Origin of the sequence: Blautia sp. MSJ-19 (assembly GCF_018918125.1) — a bacterium.
Classification (GTDB): domain Bacteria; phylum Bacillota; class Clostridia; order Lachnospirales; family Lachnospiraceae; genus Blautia_A.
This window is the reverse complement of the sequence record NZ_JAHLQA010000002.1, coordinates 127,235-148,783: the sequence shown is the minus strand read 5'-3', so window position 1 is coordinate 148,783 and position 21,549 is coordinate 127,235. Positions and strand designations below refer to the sequence as shown.

The 21,549-nt window shown below is 42.9% G+C and carries 14 protein-coding genes, 1 rRNA gene and 1 riboswitch; of the genes, 1 reads left to right on the top strand and 14 read right to left on the bottom strand.

Annotated features, from left to right (window positions below):
• From KQI91_RS00755 to KQI91_RS00740, 4 genes are all read right to left on the bottom strand, one after another.
• Positions 1-324, bottom strand: a 16S ribosomal RNA gene (locus KQI91_RS00755); the annotation flags it as partial.
• A 450-nt stretch (positions 325-774) separates the two neighbouring features.
• Complete coding sequence (locus KQI91_RS00750) at positions 775-2,982, bottom strand: ATP-binding protein (protein WP_216390965.1); 2,208 nt, start codon at positions 2,980-2,982, stop codon at positions 775-777.
• Positions 2,975-3,817, bottom strand: coding sequence for a transporter substrate-binding domain-containing protein (locus KQI91_RS00745; protein WP_330654409.1), 843 nt, complete (start codon positions 3,815-3,817; stop codon positions 2,975-2,977). Before KQI91_RS00745 ends, KQI91_RS00750 begins: the two co-directional genes overlap by 8 nt.
• Positions 3,818-3,930: 113 nt before the next feature.
• Positions 3,931-4,006: riboswitch (cyclic di-GMP riboswitch) on the bottom strand.
• A gap of 131 nt (positions 4,007-4,137) precedes the next feature.
• Complete coding sequence (locus tag KQI91_RS00740; protein ID WP_253288295.1) at positions 4,138-5,013, bottom strand: AraC family transcriptional regulator; 876 nt, start codon at positions 5,011-5,013, stop codon at positions 4,138-4,140.
• Positions 5,014-5,160: 147 nt separating this feature from the next.
• Here KQI91_RS00740 and glgP point away from each other — a divergent pair, with 147 nt between their 5' ends.
• Positions 5,161-7,428 carry a glycogen/starch/alpha-glucan family phosphorylase gene (gene glgP, locus KQI91_RS00735; RefSeq protein ID WP_253288294.1) on the top strand — a complete coding sequence of 756 codons (2,268 nt, stop codon included), beginning with the start codon at positions 5,161-5,163 and terminating at the stop codon, positions 7,426-7,428.
• On the opposite strand, the gene KQI91_RS00730 is transcribed toward glgP, so the two are convergent.
• The 10 genes from KQI91_RS00730 to KQI91_RS00685 all read right to left on the bottom strand — a co-directional run bounded on the left by KQI91_RS00730 (position 7,429) and on the right by KQI91_RS00685 (position 21,461).
• Entirely contained in the window at positions 7,429-9,108 is a 1,680-nt protein-coding gene (locus tag KQI91_RS00730) for an extracellular solute-binding protein (RefSeq protein ID WP_216390964.1), read from the bottom strand.
• On the bottom strand, positions 9,098-10,879 hold the full coding sequence (locus tag KQI91_RS00725; protein ID WP_253288293.1) for a sensor histidine kinase: 1,782 nt from the start codon (positions 10,877-10,879) through the stop codon (positions 9,098-9,100). The genes KQI91_RS00730 and KQI91_RS00725 overlap by 11 nt, the downstream gene beginning before the upstream one ends.
• Positions 10,785-12,314, bottom strand: coding sequence for a response regulator transcription factor (locus tag KQI91_RS00720; RefSeq protein ID WP_216390963.1), 1,530 nt, complete (start codon positions 12,312-12,314; stop codon positions 10,785-10,787). The genes KQI91_RS00725 and KQI91_RS00720 overlap by 95 nt, the downstream gene beginning before the upstream one ends.
• Before the next feature lie 163 nt (positions 12,315-12,477).
• Positions 12,478-13,314, bottom strand: a complete 837-nt coding sequence (locus KQI91_RS00715) for a carbohydrate ABC transporter permease (protein WP_216390962.1) — start codon at positions 13,312-13,314, stop codon at positions 12,478-12,480.
• Positions 13,314-14,168, bottom strand: coding sequence for a carbohydrate ABC transporter permease (locus KQI91_RS00710; protein WP_216390961.1), 855 nt, complete (start codon positions 14,166-14,168; stop codon positions 13,314-13,316). Before KQI91_RS00710 ends, KQI91_RS00715 begins: the two co-directional genes overlap by 1 nt.
• A 122-nt stretch (positions 14,169-14,290) precedes the next feature.
• A complete protein-coding gene (locus KQI91_RS00705) occupies positions 14,291-15,565 on the bottom strand; it encodes an ABC transporter substrate-binding protein (protein WP_216390960.1) in 1,275 nt (424 codons plus the stop codon).
• A gap of 353 nt (positions 15,566-15,918) precedes the next feature.
• Positions 15,919-16,884, bottom strand: coding sequence for a DUF308 domain-containing protein (locus KQI91_RS00700; protein ID WP_216390959.1), 966 nt, complete (start codon positions 16,882-16,884; stop codon positions 15,919-15,921).
• Positions 16,885-17,050: 166 nt separating this feature from the next.
• Entirely contained in the window at positions 17,051-18,379 is a 1,329-nt protein-coding gene (locus tag KQI91_RS00695; RefSeq protein WP_216390958.1) for a threonine/serine ThrE exporter family protein, read from the bottom strand.
• A gap of 37 nt (positions 18,380-18,416) precedes the next feature.
• Complete coding sequence (locus tag KQI91_RS00690) at positions 18,417-19,220, bottom strand: DUF4866 domain-containing protein (RefSeq protein ID WP_216390957.1); 804 nt, start codon at positions 19,218-19,220, stop codon at positions 18,417-18,419.
• A gap of 171 nt (positions 19,221-19,391) precedes the next feature.
• The gene (locus tag KQI91_RS00685) at positions 19,392-21,461 is read right to left on the bottom strand and encodes a hypothetical protein (protein ID WP_216390956.1); all 2,070 of its coding nucleotides are present in this window, start codon (positions 21,459-21,461) and stop codon (positions 19,392-19,394) included.
• Positions 21,462-21,549 lie beyond the last annotated feature (88 nt).

Genomic DNA, 21,549 nt, shown 5'->3' with positions numbered 1-21,549 from the left:
GCCGTTCACCCTCTCAGGCCGGCTATGGATCGTCGCCTTGGTGAGCCGTTACCTCACCAACTAGCTAATCCAACGCGGGTCCATCCTATACCACCGGAGTTTTTCACACCGGACCATGCAGTCCTGTGCGCTTATGCGGTATTAGCAACCATTTCTGGTTGTTATCCCCCTGTATAGGGCAGGTTACCCACGCGTTACTCACCCGTCCGCCACTAGAAACCAGCTAGATCTGCCGAAGCTTCAATAAAAGGTTTCCCGTTCGACTTGCATGTGTTAAGCACGCCGCCAGCGTTCATCCTGAGCCAGGATCAAACTCTCTGATAAAATGTTTGATTCCGGTCAGACAACACTTGGCTATCTTCCCGTTTTACTGTTTATAAAAAGTTCATTCTTAAAAAAGAAACAATGAAGTTCGATTCACTAGATTCAAGCTTCGTTTACACTCGCTTTCATCAAGTTCCTTCGAACCGCATTCTCACTAAACTCGCACTTCGTTTTCGCTCGTGCTCGTTAAGTGTTCATTGTGAATTTTCGAGAATCGTATGTGTTTCACTGTTTAGTTATCAAGGTTCTTTGTTTCGCCGCCTCATTGGCAGCTTGTTTACTTTATCACATCTCCAATTCTTTGTCAACAACTTTTTTCAAAGTTTTTAAAACTATTTAAATTGTTTGTTCAAAAGAATCAATTCTTTGTGACAGCTCAGTCAGAATATCACTTTCCAACCGGGCTGTCAACACTTTTTTTGAATATTTTTCCAAAGTATTTTATTTCTTTTATTTCGAAACAGCACAGAACTTCACGATCGTCGCAATCACTTTATCCATCTGCAACGGTTTGGACAAATGCGCATTCATCCCTGCACGTAGACAATTTTGTGCATCCTCATCAAATGCATTCGCTGTCATTGCAATAATTGGAATCTTTTTTGCATCTTCCCGCTCCATCTCACGGATTGTACGAGTTGCTGCCAGTCCATCCACTTTTGGCATCATGACATCCATAAGGATTGCATCAAAAGTTCCCGGCGGATTTCCGGCAAACGCATCAATTGCCTCCTGCCCATCACGTACCATCGTAATCACAGCTCCTTCGTCACCCAGAAGGGTTTCTGCAATCTCTGCATTCAAATCATTATCCTCCGCAAGAAGGAGATGGATTCCCCTGATCGAATCAACACCAGAAATATTCTGTTCTTTTGACTCCGGTACTTCCTCCGCAATTTCAAAAGGAAGTGTAATTATAAAGGTAGATCCTTCGCCTTCTTTACTTGTAACCTGAATCGTGCCATTCATTTCATCTACAAGTCCTTTTACGATTGCCATTCCAAGACCGGTTCCATTGTACACGCTTCGTGCATCCGAACGTTCCTGGGAAAACGGGTCAAAAATATGATCCAGAAACTCCTGGCTCATACCGATCCCTGTATCTGAGATTATCCACTGATATGTAACCGTTCCATCATGTGCACCTATATATTTAAAAGTCGTTGTTACCTTCCCGCCAATCTTATTATATTTGATACAGTTGCTGTAGATGTTCAGAAACAACTGCCTCATATGTAATGGGCTTCCATAAATATACGGATACTTTACCTGCTCCGAATTCTTGTCATATCCCAAGAAGATTCCTGTCTCCGCTGCACGCTGCTCTACGATCGTGATAATCTCTACTGCAAGTTGACTCAGATCTATCACTTCATGTGAAAGTGCAATCTCCCCGCTTTCCAACTTGCTCATCTGAAGAATATCATTGATCAACGAAAGCAGATGGTTCGCTGCAATCATGATTTTTCCGCGGTTTGTACTGATCAGTTCCAGATCATCCGGATGTGCCTCATCAATCTTAAGAAGACCGATAATTCCATTCAATGGTGTCCGGATATCATGGCTCATCCTGGAAAGGAAACTGGTTTTTGCCGCATTTGCACGGTCTGCCTGGTTCACTGCATCTTTAAGCTGTCGGTTTTTATTCTGAAGACTCTGCGCATACTGTTGCTGAATCCGAATCTGTTCTTCACGATACCTCTGTGCAATATTCCATCGTGCCATATGAAGCACACCAATTACCAGCAAACACAGAAACAGTGCATAAACCATATTCTTGGGTACAGAAGAAAACACCTTTCCCTCCGGCATATAGACATACACATAATAATCCCTTCCATGCTCCATCAGTCCAAAATCATGTTTCAGAGTCTCCTCATTACTCTTCGCCTGAACCAGTTTGGAGCCTTTTCCTTTTTGCCGGATGTTTCGAAGAATCGCGATGTCATCAATACTGCCTCCGATCAGAGTTTCATTGTTGGATGCCAGGATTTCTGTTCCATCTGCTACAATGATCGTTCCCTCTTCCTCCAGATTATAACCAGACAAAAGAGACTGAAAAGAAAGATAAAAGCTGTTTACATAGTCCAGTGGTGTATGATAATACGCAACAAGGATTCCAGACGCATCCGATCTCCCGCAGGCAGCCAGATCTATGTACGTGCCATCTTCGCGTTCAATTCTGACTCCATAATTTTTTTCCGGAAAATGTTCTGTCTCAAGCAAGGTATCTACTTCCATATATTTCAGAAGTTCTTCTTTCAGATCCAGACCATCCACCTGTGCCTGACTCTGAATCTGTCCGTCTGCATCCAGTATAAAAACGCCTGTCACATAATTTTCCTGTGCATACTTCTTAAGGGACTCCTCACTCGGAACCATTTTTCCAGGCTCCTCATAAGACATCTGCCGGTCGATCTGGCGAACACTCTCCATGATACGCATCAGGCTCTTCGCCTCTGAAGCCAGATTCAGCCGATTATAGCCATTGCATTGATTTTTTATATAATTTGCGGTGTCTGCAAGCTTACTCTCTGTACTCTTCATATCAGAAAAAATCGAAAAAACACCCACTGCTGCCAGTATCAGTATACCGATCAGAATATCAAACGGCCACCGACGGACCTGTTTCCACGGAAGTCCTTTTTTCTCACTCATAGTCCTCTACCTCCAGATAAGTCTCTGCATGATCCAGATATTTGCCTATGATCTTCTCTGCACTTCCGTCTGCACGCATCTCTTTGAATGTTTCTGTCAGTTCTTTTTCTATTCCCCTGTCATCATTTTTGCTGAAAGCGACGCCCAGTCCAACTGTCAGAAGGGGTTCTTCCAGGATCCTGTATTCCAGATCGTAGTCTTTCATATATTGGAGGATTGCCGTCTCATGTGCCGCAACCGCATCCACATAGCCTTTGCTCAGGAACGGATAGATCAGTTCTCTGTTCTGCAGAGAAAAAACTTCACTGAACTTCGGGATCCTGCTGTCAGAATGGCTGGCAAAGATCTCCTCTGGCTTCGTTGTAGACTGTACAGCGATCCTTTTGCCCTCAAGATCCCCAAATGTATAAATGTCACTGTCCTTCTCTACCGCTACAACCTGATGACTGATCATATAAGGTCCTGCCCATTTATATTCGTTTTCACGGCCGTTGATCGTAAAACTCCCCCAGATGCAGTCGATATCTCCACTTTCTACCAGTTTTTTCTTGTCTTCCCAGTTAATACGGGTAAAAACCGCCTCATACCCGATCCGTTTAAATGCTTCTGTTGCAAGATTCACGTCGATTCCTGTCGGATTTCCATTTTCATCGGCATAGTTGAAAGGAGGGTAGTCATCACTTCCCACTATGATCTCCTGCAGTTCTCTGGAATCGTTCGTTGTGTTTTCTGTCTGTTTTGCACAGCCTGTAGCAGCGGTAAGTATCATGGCTGCACAGAACAGGCAGACTGTCAGCACCTTTTCTGCTGTGTTTCTGTGTCTTTTTCTTTTCATTCGTAATGTCCCTCTGTGTTTCTGTTGTTCTTCTTCATAATCCTTTTCCCCGGCCTAAAAGAAAAAAACACTATAGGCCGACCTATAGTGTTTCCATGCGTTCATTAACTGATTTGTGCAACTGGCTGCCATTTTACAGGCCCTATAGCTTTGCGTCGCAACCTTTCGATTGTTTTGCTAAACATATGAAGTTTTCCGGCAAAAGCCATATTTTTTATGGTCAGAGTATAGCATTTACATGACATATTTTCAACAAAAAACGAGTATAAATTTTAGAACAAATGACTAAATTTGTCGCAAAATATCGACTTTTCCATTTTCTAAATTCCTATCATCTCCCGATATTCCCGCGGCGTCACGCCATACCTGCTTTTGAACTGCCGGTTAAAGTTGGAGAGATTGGTAAAACCTGCATCCTGTGAAATAGAAATAATCTTGTCATCTGACTGCCGCAGAGCTTCCGCAGCCTCGGCAAGCCTTCTGTCATTTACATAAGAAGTAAAACTGTCTCCTGTCATTTTTTTAAACCATCTCATAAAATGACTGCTGCTCCAGCCACAAAATCCTGCCATATCCGCCACCGTCATATTTTCACTGCTGCGCGCACAGATTTCCTGCAGCACTTCTTTCAGCCGCTCACGGTCCGGTGAAGATACTGTTTTTATTGACGGATATTTTCTTATCAGAAGAAAGATCATCTGGAGCACCGCTGCCTTTACTCCCAGTTCATACCCTTTTTCTTTGGTTCTGCATAACTCCTCCATCTGTACCAGACATTGTTTCAACGCATCGTACTGTTCTTCCCCCTCACAAATCTGTACCGGCGGCAGTAACCTGCCGGATGCAAGAGGCACCAGAAATTCTCCGGCACAGAGGTCTGCCGCCCCTTCTCCGAGAAAATCCATTTCAAATATAATATTTTCATACTCCATTGAATATCCTTTTAGTCTATGGATGGAATGAAGTGTACCTGGTGTCACGACAAAAATATCCCCTGCACTGCCCTGAAAAGTTTCTGCTTCAAGCTGGACCAGTCCTTTTCCCTTTTTTATATAGATCAGTTCCATTTCTTTGTGCCAGTGCAAAGAGACAGCAGGAAAATCCAACGGTATCGTACATGGGTAAATGTTAAACGGGAATAGTCTGCTTCCATGCTGCTTTGTTTCCTGATATTCCATTCCATTTTGTTTTTCCATAATATATTTTTTGTCCTCCATGATAGGATTGTATCATTTCTTGAGAGATTTTTACAAGAAATGAACGGCAATCTGTAGTATAAATAAATCAGCTTAAGAAATTCAGAACAACAACAATCATCTTATACAACGAAAGGAGCTACTCCCATGAGTGAATCTATGAAAATCACCCTGAACGAGCTTTGCAAAAAAGACATTTCTGCTGCCTCCGATGCAGAACTTTACACTGCACTTCTGAAGCTTGTGCAGGAACAGAGCCAGAAACAGGTCAAAACAACTTCCGGCAGAAAGCTGTACTATATTTCCGCAGAATTTCTGATCGGCAAACTGCTTTCCAACAATCTCATCAATCTTGGTCTTTATGATGAAGTTCGAGAAACACTGGCTGCTGCCGGCCGATCACTTGCGGATATCGAAGAACAGGAACCGGAACCAAGTCTTGGCAATGGCGGTCTCGGACGACTTGCTGCATGTTTTCTGGACAGTCTTGCTACTCTCAATCTTCCGGGAGATGGCATCGGCCTTCGTTACCACTGTGGTCTTTTCCACCAGAATTTCAAAAACAATGTTCAGAATGAAACACCGGATTTCTGGCTGACTGATCAGTGTGCCGCAGAAGCGACCGACACAGTTTTCCCTGTTTCTCTTGCAGGTAAAACATATGCTGCACGTCTTTATAAACTTCCGGTGACCGGATATGAAGGACGTACCAACACTCTGCAGCTTTTTGATCTGGACACGGTAGATGAATCCATCATCGGTGATGGCATCTCTTTTGACAAAAAGGATATTACTAAAAATCTGACACTGTTCCTGTATCCGGATGATTCCGATGAAGACGGTCGACTGCTTCGTATTTACCAGCAGTATTTTATGGTCTCTGCCGGTGCACAGTTAATTCTTGCAGAATCTGTTGCCCGCGGATGCAATCTTCATAATCTTGCAGACTACGCGGCAATCCAGATCAATGATACGCATCCGAGCATGGTCATTCCGGAACTGATCCGTCTCCTCGAACAGCATGGCATTGCTTTTGAAGAAGCAGTACAGATCGTAACAGATACCTGTGCCTATACCAATCACACGATTCTTGCAGAAGCTCTGGAAAAATGGCCACGTCATTATCTCGACACAGTCGTTCCACAGCTTATGCCGATCATCGAAAAACTTGATGCTCTGGCAAAAGCGCGTACAGATGATGCTTCTCTGGCAATCATTGATCAGAATCAGGTCGTGCATATGGCACATATGGACATCCATTTTTCTCATTCCACAAACGGTGTTGCCACTCTGCACACGCAGATTCTGAAAGAAAGCGAACTTGCCGGATTCTATCAGTTATATCCGGACAAATTCAACAACAAAACAAACGGCATCACTTTCCGCCGCTGGCTTCTCAAATGCAATCCGGCACTGACCTCCGAGATTGAATCTCTGATCGGAAGCGGATTTAAAAAAGATGCTGAAGAGCTGAAAAAACTTCTGGACTACACCGAAAATGCAGAAGTCCTGAAAAAGCTCAATGTCATCAAAAAAGCAAACAAAGAAGCGCTTGCCGCATGGCTGGAACACAAACAGGGAATCCGTCTGAATACCAACGCGATGTTTTCCATCCAGTCCAAGAGACTTCATGAATACAAACGTCAGCAGCTCAATCTGTTATTCCTGATCCATGAATATCTGGAAATCAAAAACGGCCATGTACCTGCTGTTCCGTTGGTAAGCATTTTCGGAGCAAAAGCCGCTCCTGCTTATATCATTGCCAAAGATATCATCCATGGACTTCTGACCTTATCTCAGGTCATCAGCGAAGATCCTGAAGTTTCCAGATATCTGCAGCTTGCCTTCGTAGAAAACTATAATGTTTCTGCCGCTGAAAAAATGATTCCGGCATGCGATCTCTCCGAACAGATCAGTCTCGCATCAAAAGAAGCTTCCGGAACCGGAAATATGAAATTTATGCTGAACGGTGCCCTGACTCTTGGAACCATGGACGGTGCAAACGTGGAAATTTCGGAAGCAGTCGGAACAGATAACATCTACATCTTTGGTCAAAGCAGCAAACAGGTCATCCATCGTTATGCTGCCGGCGATTACTGTGCAAGAGACTGGTATGAAGCAGATCCAAACCTGCATCGTGCAATTGACTTCCTTAGCAGTGAAGAAATGCTGAAATACGGAGATGAAGAACATCTGAAACGTCTGCAGAATGAACTGATCAACAAAGACTGGTTCCAGACTCTGCCGGATTTCAATGCGTATGTAGTACGTAAAGAACAGGCAATGAAGGATTACGCAACAAATCCGGAAGACTGGAGCCGCAGAACACTGATCAATATTGCAGAAGCAGGATTCTTCTCTTCTGACAGAACCATTGCAGAATATAATGAAGACATCTGGCATTTAGGGGAGTGATCACTCCCCTGGATTCGAGCGGCGAATCTGCTCAGTAAGCTCTTCGCCGCCCTGCTCATACCATTCTTTTACAAAAGTGTCAAAATAACTGACTGGTTTTACACCCATGATGATCTGGATAAAAGAATCTTTTTCAAGTTTTTGCAATGATTTAGGAATCTCGCCATCTGTATCATCAAGGTAATTCATCTCAGGTGACTGATAGTGGCCATCCACAAGAAGTCCAACGGCAGAAACCCTTGATTTGTATGCCGCCCAGTCCTCTGCAACATCCGAATTCTCATGAAGGAACTTCTCACATGCGTCATAATAAGATTTCTCTATGGCACTGAGGGTTTCTTCTTTTTTTGTACCCTCTTCCACCGCACGGATGTCCCTGGTAATCTGGAACGTTGCTTCATTGTAATCTACATTGATCACCAGTGGACGGGCGGTCGGATCTACATTCAATGCAAAATATTCATTTACCTCGTCTGCATCATCCGCCTCATATCTCGTATAATCAAACAGCACACTGATGATCTTCATGACGATTTCCGGATGCTCATAACCTTTGCGGACAACCACATATTTATTATCTCGAAAAGAAGCATATGCCTGACCTTTTTCTGATTCCTGGAGATAATATGGTTCCCAATCTGCTGTTTTGTCCTTTTCATAGACATCCATCAATGGATTATTCGGAGTCCACCACAGACCAAAAAAAGCTCCACATCTGCCATTTACGACCAGGTCTCGCAGATTGTTGGATGCACGGAGAGCAAAATTCTGATCCAGAACACCACGTTCATATAATTCGTGCAGATAGCTGAGTGCATTCTTTGTTTCCTGCGTCACAGATCCATAAATGATCTCACCATTTTTCTTTACCCATCTTTGTGGACTTGCCTGAAATTTATCAAACACCGGATCCACAGAGTAACTGCTGCTGGTGCTTCCCACCAGCTCCGTATCGCAGACAAGGCCTACCGGTTCTTCTCCCTCAGGAGTCCCCATTCTGTTCTCCACAAATGTATCAATAATATCAAATGCATCATCCAGGGTTTCCGGCTCATCAAGCCCCAGTTCATCCATCCAGTCTTTGCGAAGCCACATCAGATTCGGTCCATGATCCGTAACCGTCTCCGGGATTGCCATAAGTTTTCCATCGAATCGACCCGCATTCAGAAGATCGCTTCCGTAACTTTCGAACATTTCCTTGATTTTTGATGTCGTACAGTTCTCATAAACTTCCGTCAGATCCTCTATCAGATCATTATCCACAAGTTCTTTTAATGTTTCTCTGTCAGACACTACAAGTACGTCCGGAAGTGTCTGATCCTTGACCAGAATATTGACAAACTCATCGTATCGGTCTTCACTTTCCATATACACATTGTCATTCTGGATATTCAGCATTTTACGCAGATATCTGGTATATGCATTATCCTCATAGGTATCTCCTTCCGGAAGATTGGAGTTATTTGCCCCACTCATCTGCCCCAGCGTATAAGTCACAAGTTCCGGATATGCACTGTAGGTATCCGATGCAGCCTGCTGCCATTTTTCTGTATCCTGTCCTTCTCCCGACTCCTCCGCATTTTCACTTTTTTCCGTAGTTGTCTGTACACTGAAACCTCCACAGCCACTAAGGACAAAAGAGCAGAATAGTATCATTATTGTAATTCGTTTACATTTCATGATTTCCACCCTCCTTTGGGAATTTCATTACAACTGTAGTGCCTTTATTTGGCTCACTGAAAATCTGTATTCCATATTTTTCTCCATAAAGCAGACGAATCCGATCATTTACATTTTGGAGACCATATCCCTTTGCCTGATAAGTCACAAGCTTTTCTGCCTTTTCCTGTTCCATTCCAAGTCCGTTATCACGTACCATAATTTCCACATCTTCACCTTTTCCCTGGAATGACAGAAAAATTCGTTTGTCTTCATTCTCTGTCTCATCAATACCATGTTCGATTGCATTTTCGACCACCGGCTGCAAAAGAAGTTTTGGCATTTTTTCATTTTTAATTGTTGGATCAATGTCCCAATCCACAGTAAAACTGTTGTCATGCATGGTAAGCTGGATTTCCAGATATGCCCGCATATTCTGAATGCAGTTTTCAACCGTTACCACATCCTCTCCCTTACTCAGGGCAGTCCGATAGAATGTGGACAATGCCAGCGTCACCTTGCTGATATCCATCTGATTGCTCCGGATTGCCATCCAGTTCATCATCGAAAGTGTATTATAAAGGAAATGAGGATTGATCTGTGCCTGCAGTGCTTTCAGCTCATACTCTTTTAGGGCAATCTTATTTACATACACCTCATCGATCAGACGGTTGATCTCATCCATCATGTTTCGGAAACTATTGACCAGAATTCCAACTTCATCTTCTGAATCACTGCTTACCGTAACTTCACGACTTCCATGATTTACCTGATCCATATTTCTGGTCAGTTCTTCAATTTTTCTCGTAAAAATCCTGGAGAAAGCCAGGCCAAGAAACAAAATGATCAGACCACAGGCAAGAATCAACGGAATCTCTTCCAGAAGCAGTCTGCGCACAGAACCGGAGATTGCCTCCTGACTCTTGTAGAAGTAAAACACCCAGTCATTCTCCTCACTCTCGGTCTTTGTGTATACACAGGACTGGCTGATTTTTGCAAGCATCGTCTCTGCATTCTCTTTTTTATCAAATTCCAGACCGGGAAGCTTCGTCTTACTATACAGGATCGTGTCGTTCTTATCTGTTACAATGCCCCCGTTTTCATCTGTCAGAATGTTGGTAAGTGGCTGAAAAATCTTGTCATAATCAAGAGAAATGCAAATTGCTGCATCCAGTTTCTGATTGCTGTAGATCATACGGACTGCCACTACTTCTTTGCGGTCCCGATTCACTCTCCACTGGATACGCACATCATCTTTCAGCCCTTCACTCCACCACTCCTCCTGCATCTTATCCAATGGAACCAGTGTGTACTCATGTTCCACCTGAATGCTGTCTGCAAACAGTTGAATACGATTGATCGCATCATGATAAGATTTTGGCACGGACAGAAGAGGATCTGCAATCTCCGTGTATTTTTCGTATGCAGTATAATTGTCAATATTTTTTTCTTTTATGATCTCTTCAATATCCGGTGAATACGTCAGATAATTCAAAAGACTCGTATAAACAGCCGTCTGACTGTCAATACTTTCCTTTGTCTGTTCCACGATCGACTGCATATCCTCCAGCTCACTGCTTCGTACCATTGTACTCTGTCTGCTGTGACTATACAGGGCAAGCACCGTCATTGGCACCAGACTGGTCACAACCAGAAGTATCGTCAGTTTGTGACGGTATTTCATATTTTTCAGTATTTTACGAAGTCTGTTCATCCTCTCCGGTTCCTTTCCTGTATGATTCCGGACTGCTTCCGTAATATTCACGGAAACTCCGGCAGAAATAAGAAACATTGGCAAATCCCACCTGTTCGCTGACCTGTGCCACTTTCATATTTGTGCCACACAGAAGTTCTTTTGCCTTTTCCATACGAAATACACGAATGTAACGATTCAGATTCATGCCAGTTTCTTTTTTAAAGATAAAGCTGAGATACCCGGATGACAGGTACACTTTTTCTGCGAGCATCTCAAGATTCAAATCCTCTTTATAATGCTGATAAATATAATTTTTGACCGATGCCACTTCATTTCTGGACTCACTCATGGAACGGGACAGAAATGTCTCATATTCTCTGATGTTATCCTCTGTCACAGCCAAAATCTCTCGGATATTCCTGCAACTATAGAGACGTTCGATCTCATGTTCCAGTTTTCGTTCACCGGAAAACTGATTTTCCTGAAACAGCTCCTGGATAACATTTGAAAACACAAATTTGATATACATTGCTGAATACTGTGTATTATCATGATATTTTTCTTTGAGACATTCAAAATGTTTCTTCAGCTGTTCCATGTCCTTTCGCGTGATATCTTCTGAAATCATCTGCATGATCTGAGAATCCTGCACCTCTCCCACTGACATTTTAAGTACATCTTCTTCATTAGAAAATACATGCTTCTCCAGATGATAAAATTTCTCTTCCATCTGCTGTTCCAGTTGTTCCAGAATTCCCGGCAGGCATTCGCATCCTTCAAATTTCCTGCTGACAGCCAGATAAAAACTGTCCCTGTAATTTCTTTTCATAAAATTGTAAAGGTTATTTGCCACAAGCTGATAATCACAGTAGACATCCTGAAACAAAAGCAGAGACTGTCTTGCATTCAGATTCAGATAAAAGAACACCCTTCTCAGTTCTTTCTGGATCTCGCTTTCCAGATTTTCTTCTGCTGTATCAAAAAAGGCCACATCGGATTCAATCAGAATTCCGCAATGCCATCCATTCCACTTTTCCAGGTCGATCAGATCTCTGGCTTTTTCCAATGTTTCTGCCTTTCCTGAATACAGATAATTCTGCAGGAAATACTGCTGCAAAAAGTTTTTTTCTTTTATCTCCTGACTTTCTTTTTTCTTTCGCCGCGCAATCTCTCTTTCTGTTTTCTGGATCACTTTATGAAAATCATCTGGATTTACCGGTTTCAGAATATATTCTGTCACGCCATAGCGGATTGCTTCCTGCGCAAATGCAAAATCACTGTATCCACTGAATATCACGATCTGCAATGTCGGATATTCTTCTTTTACACGTCTGGTCAGTTCCAGCCCATCCATATGCGGCATTTTGATGTCCGTCAAGATCAGCTGAATTTCCTCAGAACGCAAAATCTGAAGCGCCTGCCTGCCATTGGATGCCTCAAATATCTTTCGTTCCCCTTCTTCTCTGGACAAAAGATACTTCAGTCCCTCACGTTCTATTTTTTCATCATCTACGATAAGAACATTTGTCATTTTCATACTCCTAAATTTCTATATATTTATCTGCAAAACGGATAAATCGTGCCATCTGTAAACAGTCATACCATTATCGTATTTACAAATTCATTATAGCACGAAGTCCCCGGAAAGAATATCTTCCCGGAGACTTTTCATATAAGACTTCATATTGTCGGAATCAGCCTTTTACGGCACCGGCTACAACACCTTCAATAATATATTTCTGGCATACCAGATACACAATGATGATCGGAATGATGTCAATCATGATACTTGCCATCATCGGCCCCATCTGTACATGGCCGTAACTTCCGCGGAAGTACTGTACTGCCATTGGAATGGTACGGTATTTCTTAATATCCAGAACCAGTGTCGGCAGAAGGTAATCGTTCCATACCCACATCAGTTCAAGGATTGCTGTGGAAATGATCGTCGGTTTCAGGATTGGAATCAGTACTTTGAAGTATACCTGCAGAGGACTGCAGCCATCGATCAGCGCAGCTTCTTCAATCTCAAGCGGAATACCTTTTACAAATCCGGTAAACATAAATACCGCCAGACCTGCACCAAAACCAAGGTAAATGATACAGATATTGTATGGATTGTTGAGCTTCAGTGTATCAGCTGTTTTTGCCAGTGTAAACATAACCATCTGGAAAGGAACTACCATACTGAATACACAGAGATAGTAAAAAATCTTGGACAGTTTTCCGTTTACACGGACAATATACCACGCAGCCATAGAGCAGCATAACATGATCAGAACAACGGACATTACAGAAATCACAAGGCTGTACCAGAAAGATTTCAGGAAATCCATCTGCGTAACACTGGCTACAAAGTTCGCAACTCCATTCCAGGTTTCACTCGTAGGAAGACTGAACACACCTGATGTAGTGATAGCTGCCTCTTTTTTCAGTGAGTTGATCAGAATCAGGACGATCGGATACATCCAGAGGATGCAGACAAGCGTCAGTATAATTGAAGCGACTGGATTTTTTTTCTTATTTTCCATTACTGCTGTACCTCCTTAGATGATGTTGCACGAAGCTGGATCAGAGCGATCACAACAACAAGAATGAAGAATACAACCGCTTTTGCCTGTCCGATACCCTTCCACTGTGGTCCACTTCTTGCATAGAATGTATCGTAAATATTCAGTGCCAGTAACTGAGACTGTTTTCCCGGATCACCGCCGGTCAGTGAGAGGTTCTGGTCGAACATCTTGAAACCGTTAGTCAGTGTCAGGAATGTACAGATTGTAACAGATGGCATGATCATCGGAATTTTGATCTTAAACAGGATCTGTCTGTTTGTTGCACCATCAATCTGTGCTGCCTCGATCAAATCCGGAGATACGTTATTCAGACCTGCAATATAAATGATCATCATATATCCGATCTGCTGCCACATCAGAAGAATCAGCATACCAATGAATCCGTTTCTCGCAGAAAGTGAAAGCAACGGCTGTCCCCATTTGGAGAGAAGTCCATTCAACAGTGTCTGCCAGATGTATCCAAGTACGATACCACCAATAAGGTTTGGCATAAAGAATACGGTACGGAATGCGTTAGTTCCTTTATATCCTTTTGTTAATGCAAGTGCAATAAAGAATGCCAGTACATTGATCAGAATACTGGATACAAATGCAAATACTACCGTCAGCCAGAAGGAATGGCTGAACGTGTTGTCCAGTAAGATCTTGGAATAGTTTGAAAAGCCCACAAATGTTACATCCTGTACTGTGGTAAATTTACAGAATGAAAGATAAATGCCCCAGATAAAAGGCCAAAGAAAACCGATTACGAATGCCGCAAAGGTTGGCAGTACAAATATCGGCCACCACTTTTTGATCGTTCTTCCTACCATGATATTTCTCCTCTTTCCATTTCCGCAAAAGCTGCTCTTTTCTTTTGCGTTCTTTATGACTGACAGAAGGAGGCAAGAACCTCGCCTCCTCCTGCTGATTACATGTTATTTTTCAGATCGAATTATTCAGAAAGAGCTTTTTCTGTAGCCCATCCGTCAACGAATGCACTTACAACGTCGTCCCAGGAACCTGTGCCTGCTGCATATGCAGTAAGAGCAGTACCAACACCGTTTTTCCACTCTTCAGATGGCATAGTTGTGAAGTTCCATGATACAGGAGTCAGACCTGCTTCTGTGTACTCAGCATCCTGTTTTACAAATACGTTTGTAGGAGCTTCTGCTGTTTTGAAAGGAATTGTGAATCCCATATCTTCTGCCATTGATTTTGTTCCGGCTTCAGATGTTACACACCAGTTCATGAAATCCAGAGTTGCCTGAACGTCTTCGTCAGATGCATTTTTGTTTACACACCAGTAGTTTTCTGTACCAGTTGCAAGACCTTCGTTTTCATCATCTACACCAAAGTAGATCGGGATCATTGCAAGTTCGTCATCGCTGTATGTCTTGGAAAGTTCTGCATATTCCCAGGAACCGTTCTGATAGAATACTGCATCGCCGTTTACAAATTCATTTCTGGAGTCGTCTGCTGTTTTTGCAGAAAGTTCTGCTCCATCGCATGTGGAATCTGTGATGTAAAGATCGAACAGGTTCTTGTACTGATCAAGGTATGTTCCTTTGATTGCATCTGTGTCATCGATTCCGTCTTCTTTGTACTCATAGTAGATCGGAAGGTTTGCAAGATGTGTTTTGAATCTCCAGTCAGAGGATCCATCCATACCTGCGGATGTGAAAGCACCTTTTACACCAAGTTCGTCTTTTCTTGCCTGGATATCGTCTGCTACTTTCTTAAGGTCATCGTAGCTCTTGATATCATCCAGAGAATATCCTGCTTTTTCAAGTAAAGTCTTGTTTGTGATCAGACCATAGGATTCGATTACATATGCGATACCGTCTACTGCATCTCCGTCTTTGAGTTCGTATGCATCAGAGGTAAGTCCTTTTGTGATTTCTGCATCTGTCAGATCATAGCAGTAATCTTTCCAGTTTTTCAGTCCAACCGGTCCATTTACCTGGAACAGTGTCGGTGCATCGCTTTTTGCCATTTCGGACTGAAGAGTTGTCTCATACTGTCCGGATGCTGCTGTAACAACAGTTACTTCTGTGCCAGTTTCTTCTGTATATGCTTTTGCAAGATTCTGCCATGCTTCATCTGCTTCTGGTTTGAAGTTAAGGTAATAAACTTTTCCGCCTCCGTCTGCCATAACCGGTACAGATGGGATCATGCTTGCTGCCATTAAAACTGCCATGCTCATTGCTGTAACTTTTTTCATTTTCATAATTCTTGATCTCCTTTTCTTGTAAGATTTGTTCTTTCTTAAGCTGTCTTTATTATAGTTTTTGTTGATTTTTTATACCATAGTAAAAAATCAAGAAATATGTTCTTTTTTTTATATTTTATTTAAAAATATGAAAATTTCTATTTTACAAATGAGGAAACGATTGCTTTGAAATGCATGAAACCGCAGAAGGGACTTGTCAGTCCCCTCTGCACACCCCTGGGCGGGATGATATATGAAATTTTGTTTAAGACGGGAGAATATGAAAATAAACTAAGTTATTCAGATAGGAAGGTGGTGGTGAAGGTGCCTGGTTCTACAATATTGGAATGGAGAAGGTTATGCCGAAAAAATCAGTCTTCTTTTTCCTTATGTTTACGTTTACGGGAGAACATTCCAAGAAGACTCTCATCTTTGGTATCTGAGAGATCATCGTCTGTGATCGTTGGCTCGGAAACAACGTTCAGAGAGTCTTCCATCTCGGAAACCTCTCTGTCTGTCTCTTCTCTACGGAAATCTTCCGCACCAGAAGCATCGTTCTCTTCCCTCACTTCTTCAACAAATTCAGCTGTGCCTGCACTGTCCGCAACCGAATCTTCGCTCTGGAATTGTTCTGTGGATCTTTCTTTTTTACGTGAACTCCACGGCGCATACTCTGTTTCCGGCTGTGCAACTTCTTCTGACTGAGCAGAATCTTCTGTGTTCAGGTCATCTATTTCGCCGTTATTTCCATCAGAGATAATCTCTCCATCTGCATCCACAGCCTCGACATCCTGTTTCAGGTCTTTCAATCCCTTTTTCAGAAGAATCAAATAAATCAGGTCGATCACACCATTGCACAGGAAAATCCATCCTGCAAAAATCACGGTGTATTTTACCATCGTAAACGGATTCACTACCAGAGAAATACCAAGTCCGATAAAGATAATACTTCCTATAAGAAGGAATTTCCAGGAACCTGCACCACGTTTTTTGAGCTTCAGGCTTCCCTTTAACGTCCAGATACTGTCCACGAGAATAAATGTGCCAAGCAGGATTGGGAGAAGCTTGACTACAATCTGAGGATTCATGAACAGAAAAATTCCTATCACCATCAGAACACCACCGGAAAACAGATCAAAAATCGTAGAGTTCAGTTTTTCGGCTACATAAATCAGAATATGATATAATCCAACTAAAATTAATAAGATTCCAAACACAAATTTACAGATTATATTGATTGTACTGACCGGCATAAATACCAGGCATGCTCCCAGGGCTATGTATATGATCGATGTCACAATCTGCCCCTTTAAAAAATTATTGATTTTTTCCCACATTGGTTTCTGCTCCTTTCGTCCCAATGGATTTGTTAGAAACAGTATACCGTCTTTTCGGCCGTTCGTCTATAGGACATTCTGTATGGAATGTCTACATTTCTGTACTGACCCCCTCTCATATGTTGTTTTATCTTTCTTCCGGCTTCACACACCCGTCTGCCATTTATCACGTACAATAACGAAAAGTTTTATCAGTCAGTATCCTTGCAAAGATTAAGCCCAGGGGAAGGGCCGCTATGATCAGGATTGCTGCCGCAAACCAGGATGCCGCAGTTGAGAGTGACATCATACCGAGATTATAAAAACCGCGATATAGATACAGACCCGGAACCATGATCACAATGGATGGTACCGTCAGGGAGATTCTCGGATATCCTACCTTGTTTTTGATCAGAGATGCAAGGATTCCGGCAGTGAGTGCTCCGATAAATGCAGCTGCTGCCGGCGGCATTCCTGCCAGATCCACCAGTTCCAGACGAAGTGTATTCGCTACAGCTCCAATCCCCCCGGCTGTGGCAGCCAGCCCGACCGGGCTGTTAAACATGACAGAAAAGCCAAACACTCCGCAAAAACTTGCAACCAGACGAAACAAGATCCAAAGTTCTACCGGCAGTGACATTTTGATAAAATCTACCGGCTGTAAATGCAAGAGCAACGCCATGATCCATGCCGCCATCGTTGCCACCAGAATCACGATCAAAGCATACATCAGTCGCTCTGTGCCGGATCTCATATCCAGTTTGGCAAGGTCGATTCCGCTTGTGATAAAAGGAAATCCCGGAATGATAAACAGCATCGCGCAAATGTAACCGGCTTCATGTTGAACGGAAATCCCAAACAGCATCTCTCCGATCTTAAGGAATCCAGCATATACCAGACATGCCAGTGAAACAGAAGAAACAATACACAAAAACAGGGTAAAATGATGTTTCGTCAGTTTGCATCTGAGGAAATTTCCAACTCCTGCCCCGACAAAGGCGCAGAACATCTCAACAGGCCCACCGCCCAGCAGAAATGTAAATCCACAGCAGGCAAGTGCCGCAGCAAATCCCAGGGCAATGGGGGAGTACAGCCCGTGGATCCGCTCTATATCATCCAACAGAGAATGCAATTCCTCTCCTGACATGTCTTTTCCTTCACACTCAAACTCATGAATAAAGTGTTCCAGACGATTCAGTTTGGATGTATTGACGCCTGTGCTGGTCAGACACAGGGACTGGCTAAATCCCTCCTGCCCGTCAAAACAGGTATACTCAATCGACATCAGCCCGATATCTGCGGTGCAGGTGATTCCCATCGTCTCCGCAAGGGTATTCATGGAGCTTCTGACTCGCCATGCACCGGTTCCACAGGACAGGAACATAATTCCGACACGCCCGATGATCGACGCTTTTTCTGTCAGGCTTGCCTGCGTGACCGGAATATCTGCACCATTATCATCGGTATATTCATGCCATGCAATGTCCATATGATTTTTTTGTATCATCTGCTGCATGCTGTCCACATCCCCGTAATTATATTCTTTCTCAAGATCATTCTTTCTGCGCCTTCATTTCCGATATGATTGCCTCCCTGCATCCGAGTCCAATTCCGTTGGCAAGTTCAACAGTCTTTTCCATTTCACGTTCGAAATGGCAGAATGGCAGGAATATTCCCAGTTTACTGGTGTGTTTTTCCACGCCCTGTTCATCACGTTTGCCGTAATACATCAGTGCCCGTGGAAGTTGTTCCTGCAATTTTATCAGATATTCCCATACAATCGCATACGTTCTTTCTTCGTTGATTTCCAGCTCAACTGCTTCTGGAAATTCAAAAAGCAGAAGGATTCCCGTATACTCTGCAATCCTGTTCGTTTCAATTTCTCCTTTTTCCGTGTATCCATGACTCTCGCGGAAACCATCAGCCATATACATCCGATAATCCGGAATCTCATCCTGCTCCTCATATAATTTCCGGAACATTCGATATTTTTTCTCATAAATATGCTTTTTTGATTCATTCAGAAGATCCCCATTTTCATCTGTGAGGAAAATCGGATTTTCCACTCCTTTGTCATTAAAACGAATCGGAATCAAAAATGAATTTCTCAGAAGATCAAATACACTGTTGTTGCATACTGCCATCAGAAATGCCGAAAGGTCTTTATTCTCGTACGCACGAAACAATGCCGCCGCAAAAACAGTTCCCGGAATGTCTGTCCCTGCCCCCTCGCTCTCTTCTGCTGATGGAACAGCTGCAAAAAATGTATTTTTTAATCGCTCGCAGGCACGCGGATTCTTGAGGATCTCATCAAAAATCTGCTCTGCCTTTTCTTCTCTTGGAAATATAGTGCCCATATGAAAGCCTCCTTTTGTGCTTTATTATAGGAGTATGGATTTAAAATGTAAATTTCATTTCTTCTATATTAAATATAATAAAATATATAAAAACAGCTCCCCGCCAGAGTCTGCTGACTTCCTGAGGGAACTGCTTTTGCATGCAGAAAGATTATCTGCAGAATTCATGATTTATTTGTTTTTTACTTCATAGCTTACGGATGCTCTTTTTACCAGACCGGTCTTGTCTTTGACATCTACATACAGGGTTTTCTTTCCTGCAGGTCCCGGTGTCCAGTCAAATGTGCTGCCGACACCAAAGTCTCTCAGTCTGTACCAGTTTCCTTTTTCATCACATACAATAAATTTGTAGGTATAACCGCCAATTCCTCCTGATGCTTCTGCACTCAGTCTTACTGTTTTTCCACTCACAACACTGTTCGCCGGAGAGACTTTCAATACAACACTCAGATTGCTGGCTTTTACTTCATATACAACAGACGCTCTCTTTACAGTTCCAAAACTGTCTTTTGCATCTACATACAGAGTTTTCTTTCCTGCAGGACCTGGTGTCCAGCTGAGCGTACTGTCGCTTCTGAAATCTCTCATTTTGTACCAGTTTCCTTTTTCATCACATACGATAAATTTGTAGGTATAGCTGCCGCTTCCACCTGTCGCTTTTGCGTGTAAGCTTACAGTCTCTCCGCTCATCACACTTCCTTCCGGCGATACACTCAGTGTTACATCCAGAGGCTGACCCGTAACTTCACATTTTGCTTCTGCTCTTTTTACCGTTCCACTGCTGTCTTTTGCATCTACATACAGAGTTTTCTTTCCGGTCGGACCCGTCGTCCACTCATATACATTTTCCTGTCCAAAATCTTTCAGTCTGTACCAGTTTCCTTTTTCATCACATACGATAAATTTGTAGGTATAACTGCCGCTTCCACCTGTCGCTTCCGCAGAAAGTCTTACCTTGTCACCGCCCTGCACTTCTGTTTTGTCAAGGGTCAGAGAAACAGAAAGTTCCTTTTTGACTGCTTCTCCGGTAACGGTCAGGTAAATTCCGCCTGGTGAGGATACAACGCTGGCCGGATTTTCGGTTCCTTTCTGACCTTCCATTGCCACAAAATAAGTACCATTGGAAAGTTTGCTGAGGTCCACCTTTAACGCTCCGTTTTCTGTCGTTCCCAGAGAATCCCAGGTGCTGATATCGCCATCCCACATCTCATCTACAGGAACATAAAACAGTTTACAGCTCTGTGTCATTTTTTTCTGTGCAGTGCCGCTCGGATCATTCCAGTCTTCGCTGGCACACCATGTTTCAATTGTCGCACTGTCTTCATCTGCACGATTCACCGTTGCTTCTGTAGCTGTTCCATTTACTTTCAGGTAATTAAAGCCTGCGGAAGAATCTGTATAAAAATTCCAGTCTGTATAATGTGCCAGTGTGTAGACATCTCCATCTTTCATAAGAATCTGGTCCGCGGTGGAACCCCAACTAGTATCTGCCATCGGATACTGATAATTTTTATAATAAGTAAGATTGAGATCCATACCCCAGAAATTTCTCATAAAAAGAGAACCTCTGTTTCCCTCAATGTTCAAGGTCTTTCCATCATCCAGATAACCCTGCGTTTTCAGATATCCCTGGCCAGCTGCTGATTCATCCACGCCACAGTACAGAACCTCTGTTGCATAAATCAGCAGGTGAAGCATTGTTACATGATTATATGCTGTCTCTGCTGTTCCCACATTTACTCCTGAAGAATCATAATCTTCAGAAGAAAAATAGTATTTCTGCAGTCCATAATTTGCAAGGTCAAAATACGGTACGGTAAGCTTTTTGAGTGCAACTGGCTCCTTAAGTTTTCCAATCTCACTTAAATAGTCTGCGTCATGTGAAAGAGACAGATATACTGTAACGGATGCGGTATCTCCATTGTTTACCGCTTTTGCTGCTGTTCCGTCGGTCATCTCCGGCAATGCTGCATCTTCCTGTTCTCCATCTGAAAAAGCAGTGATCTCTTCTTCGGATTCTTCGTCTTCTGCCTCCTCCTGAATCTCTGCTTCCGGAATTTCTTCGTCTTCTGCATCGATCTGCACATCCACATCATCGTTGACAGAAGCTTCTGTCATGATTTCATCTTCGAATGTTATGTTCTCAGCAAATACAGTCGTATTCATACCTGTACACAACATAACCGCTGTCAGGATCCATGCAAGAATCCGCATGCGGCCTGAATTTCTTTTTTGTTTCATTCCCTTCCTCCTTTTTGAACTTTTTTGTTTTTTATACTTAAATACAGTCCCTTTCAGAACTGTTTCCAAAAGGGACCGTATCGTATAA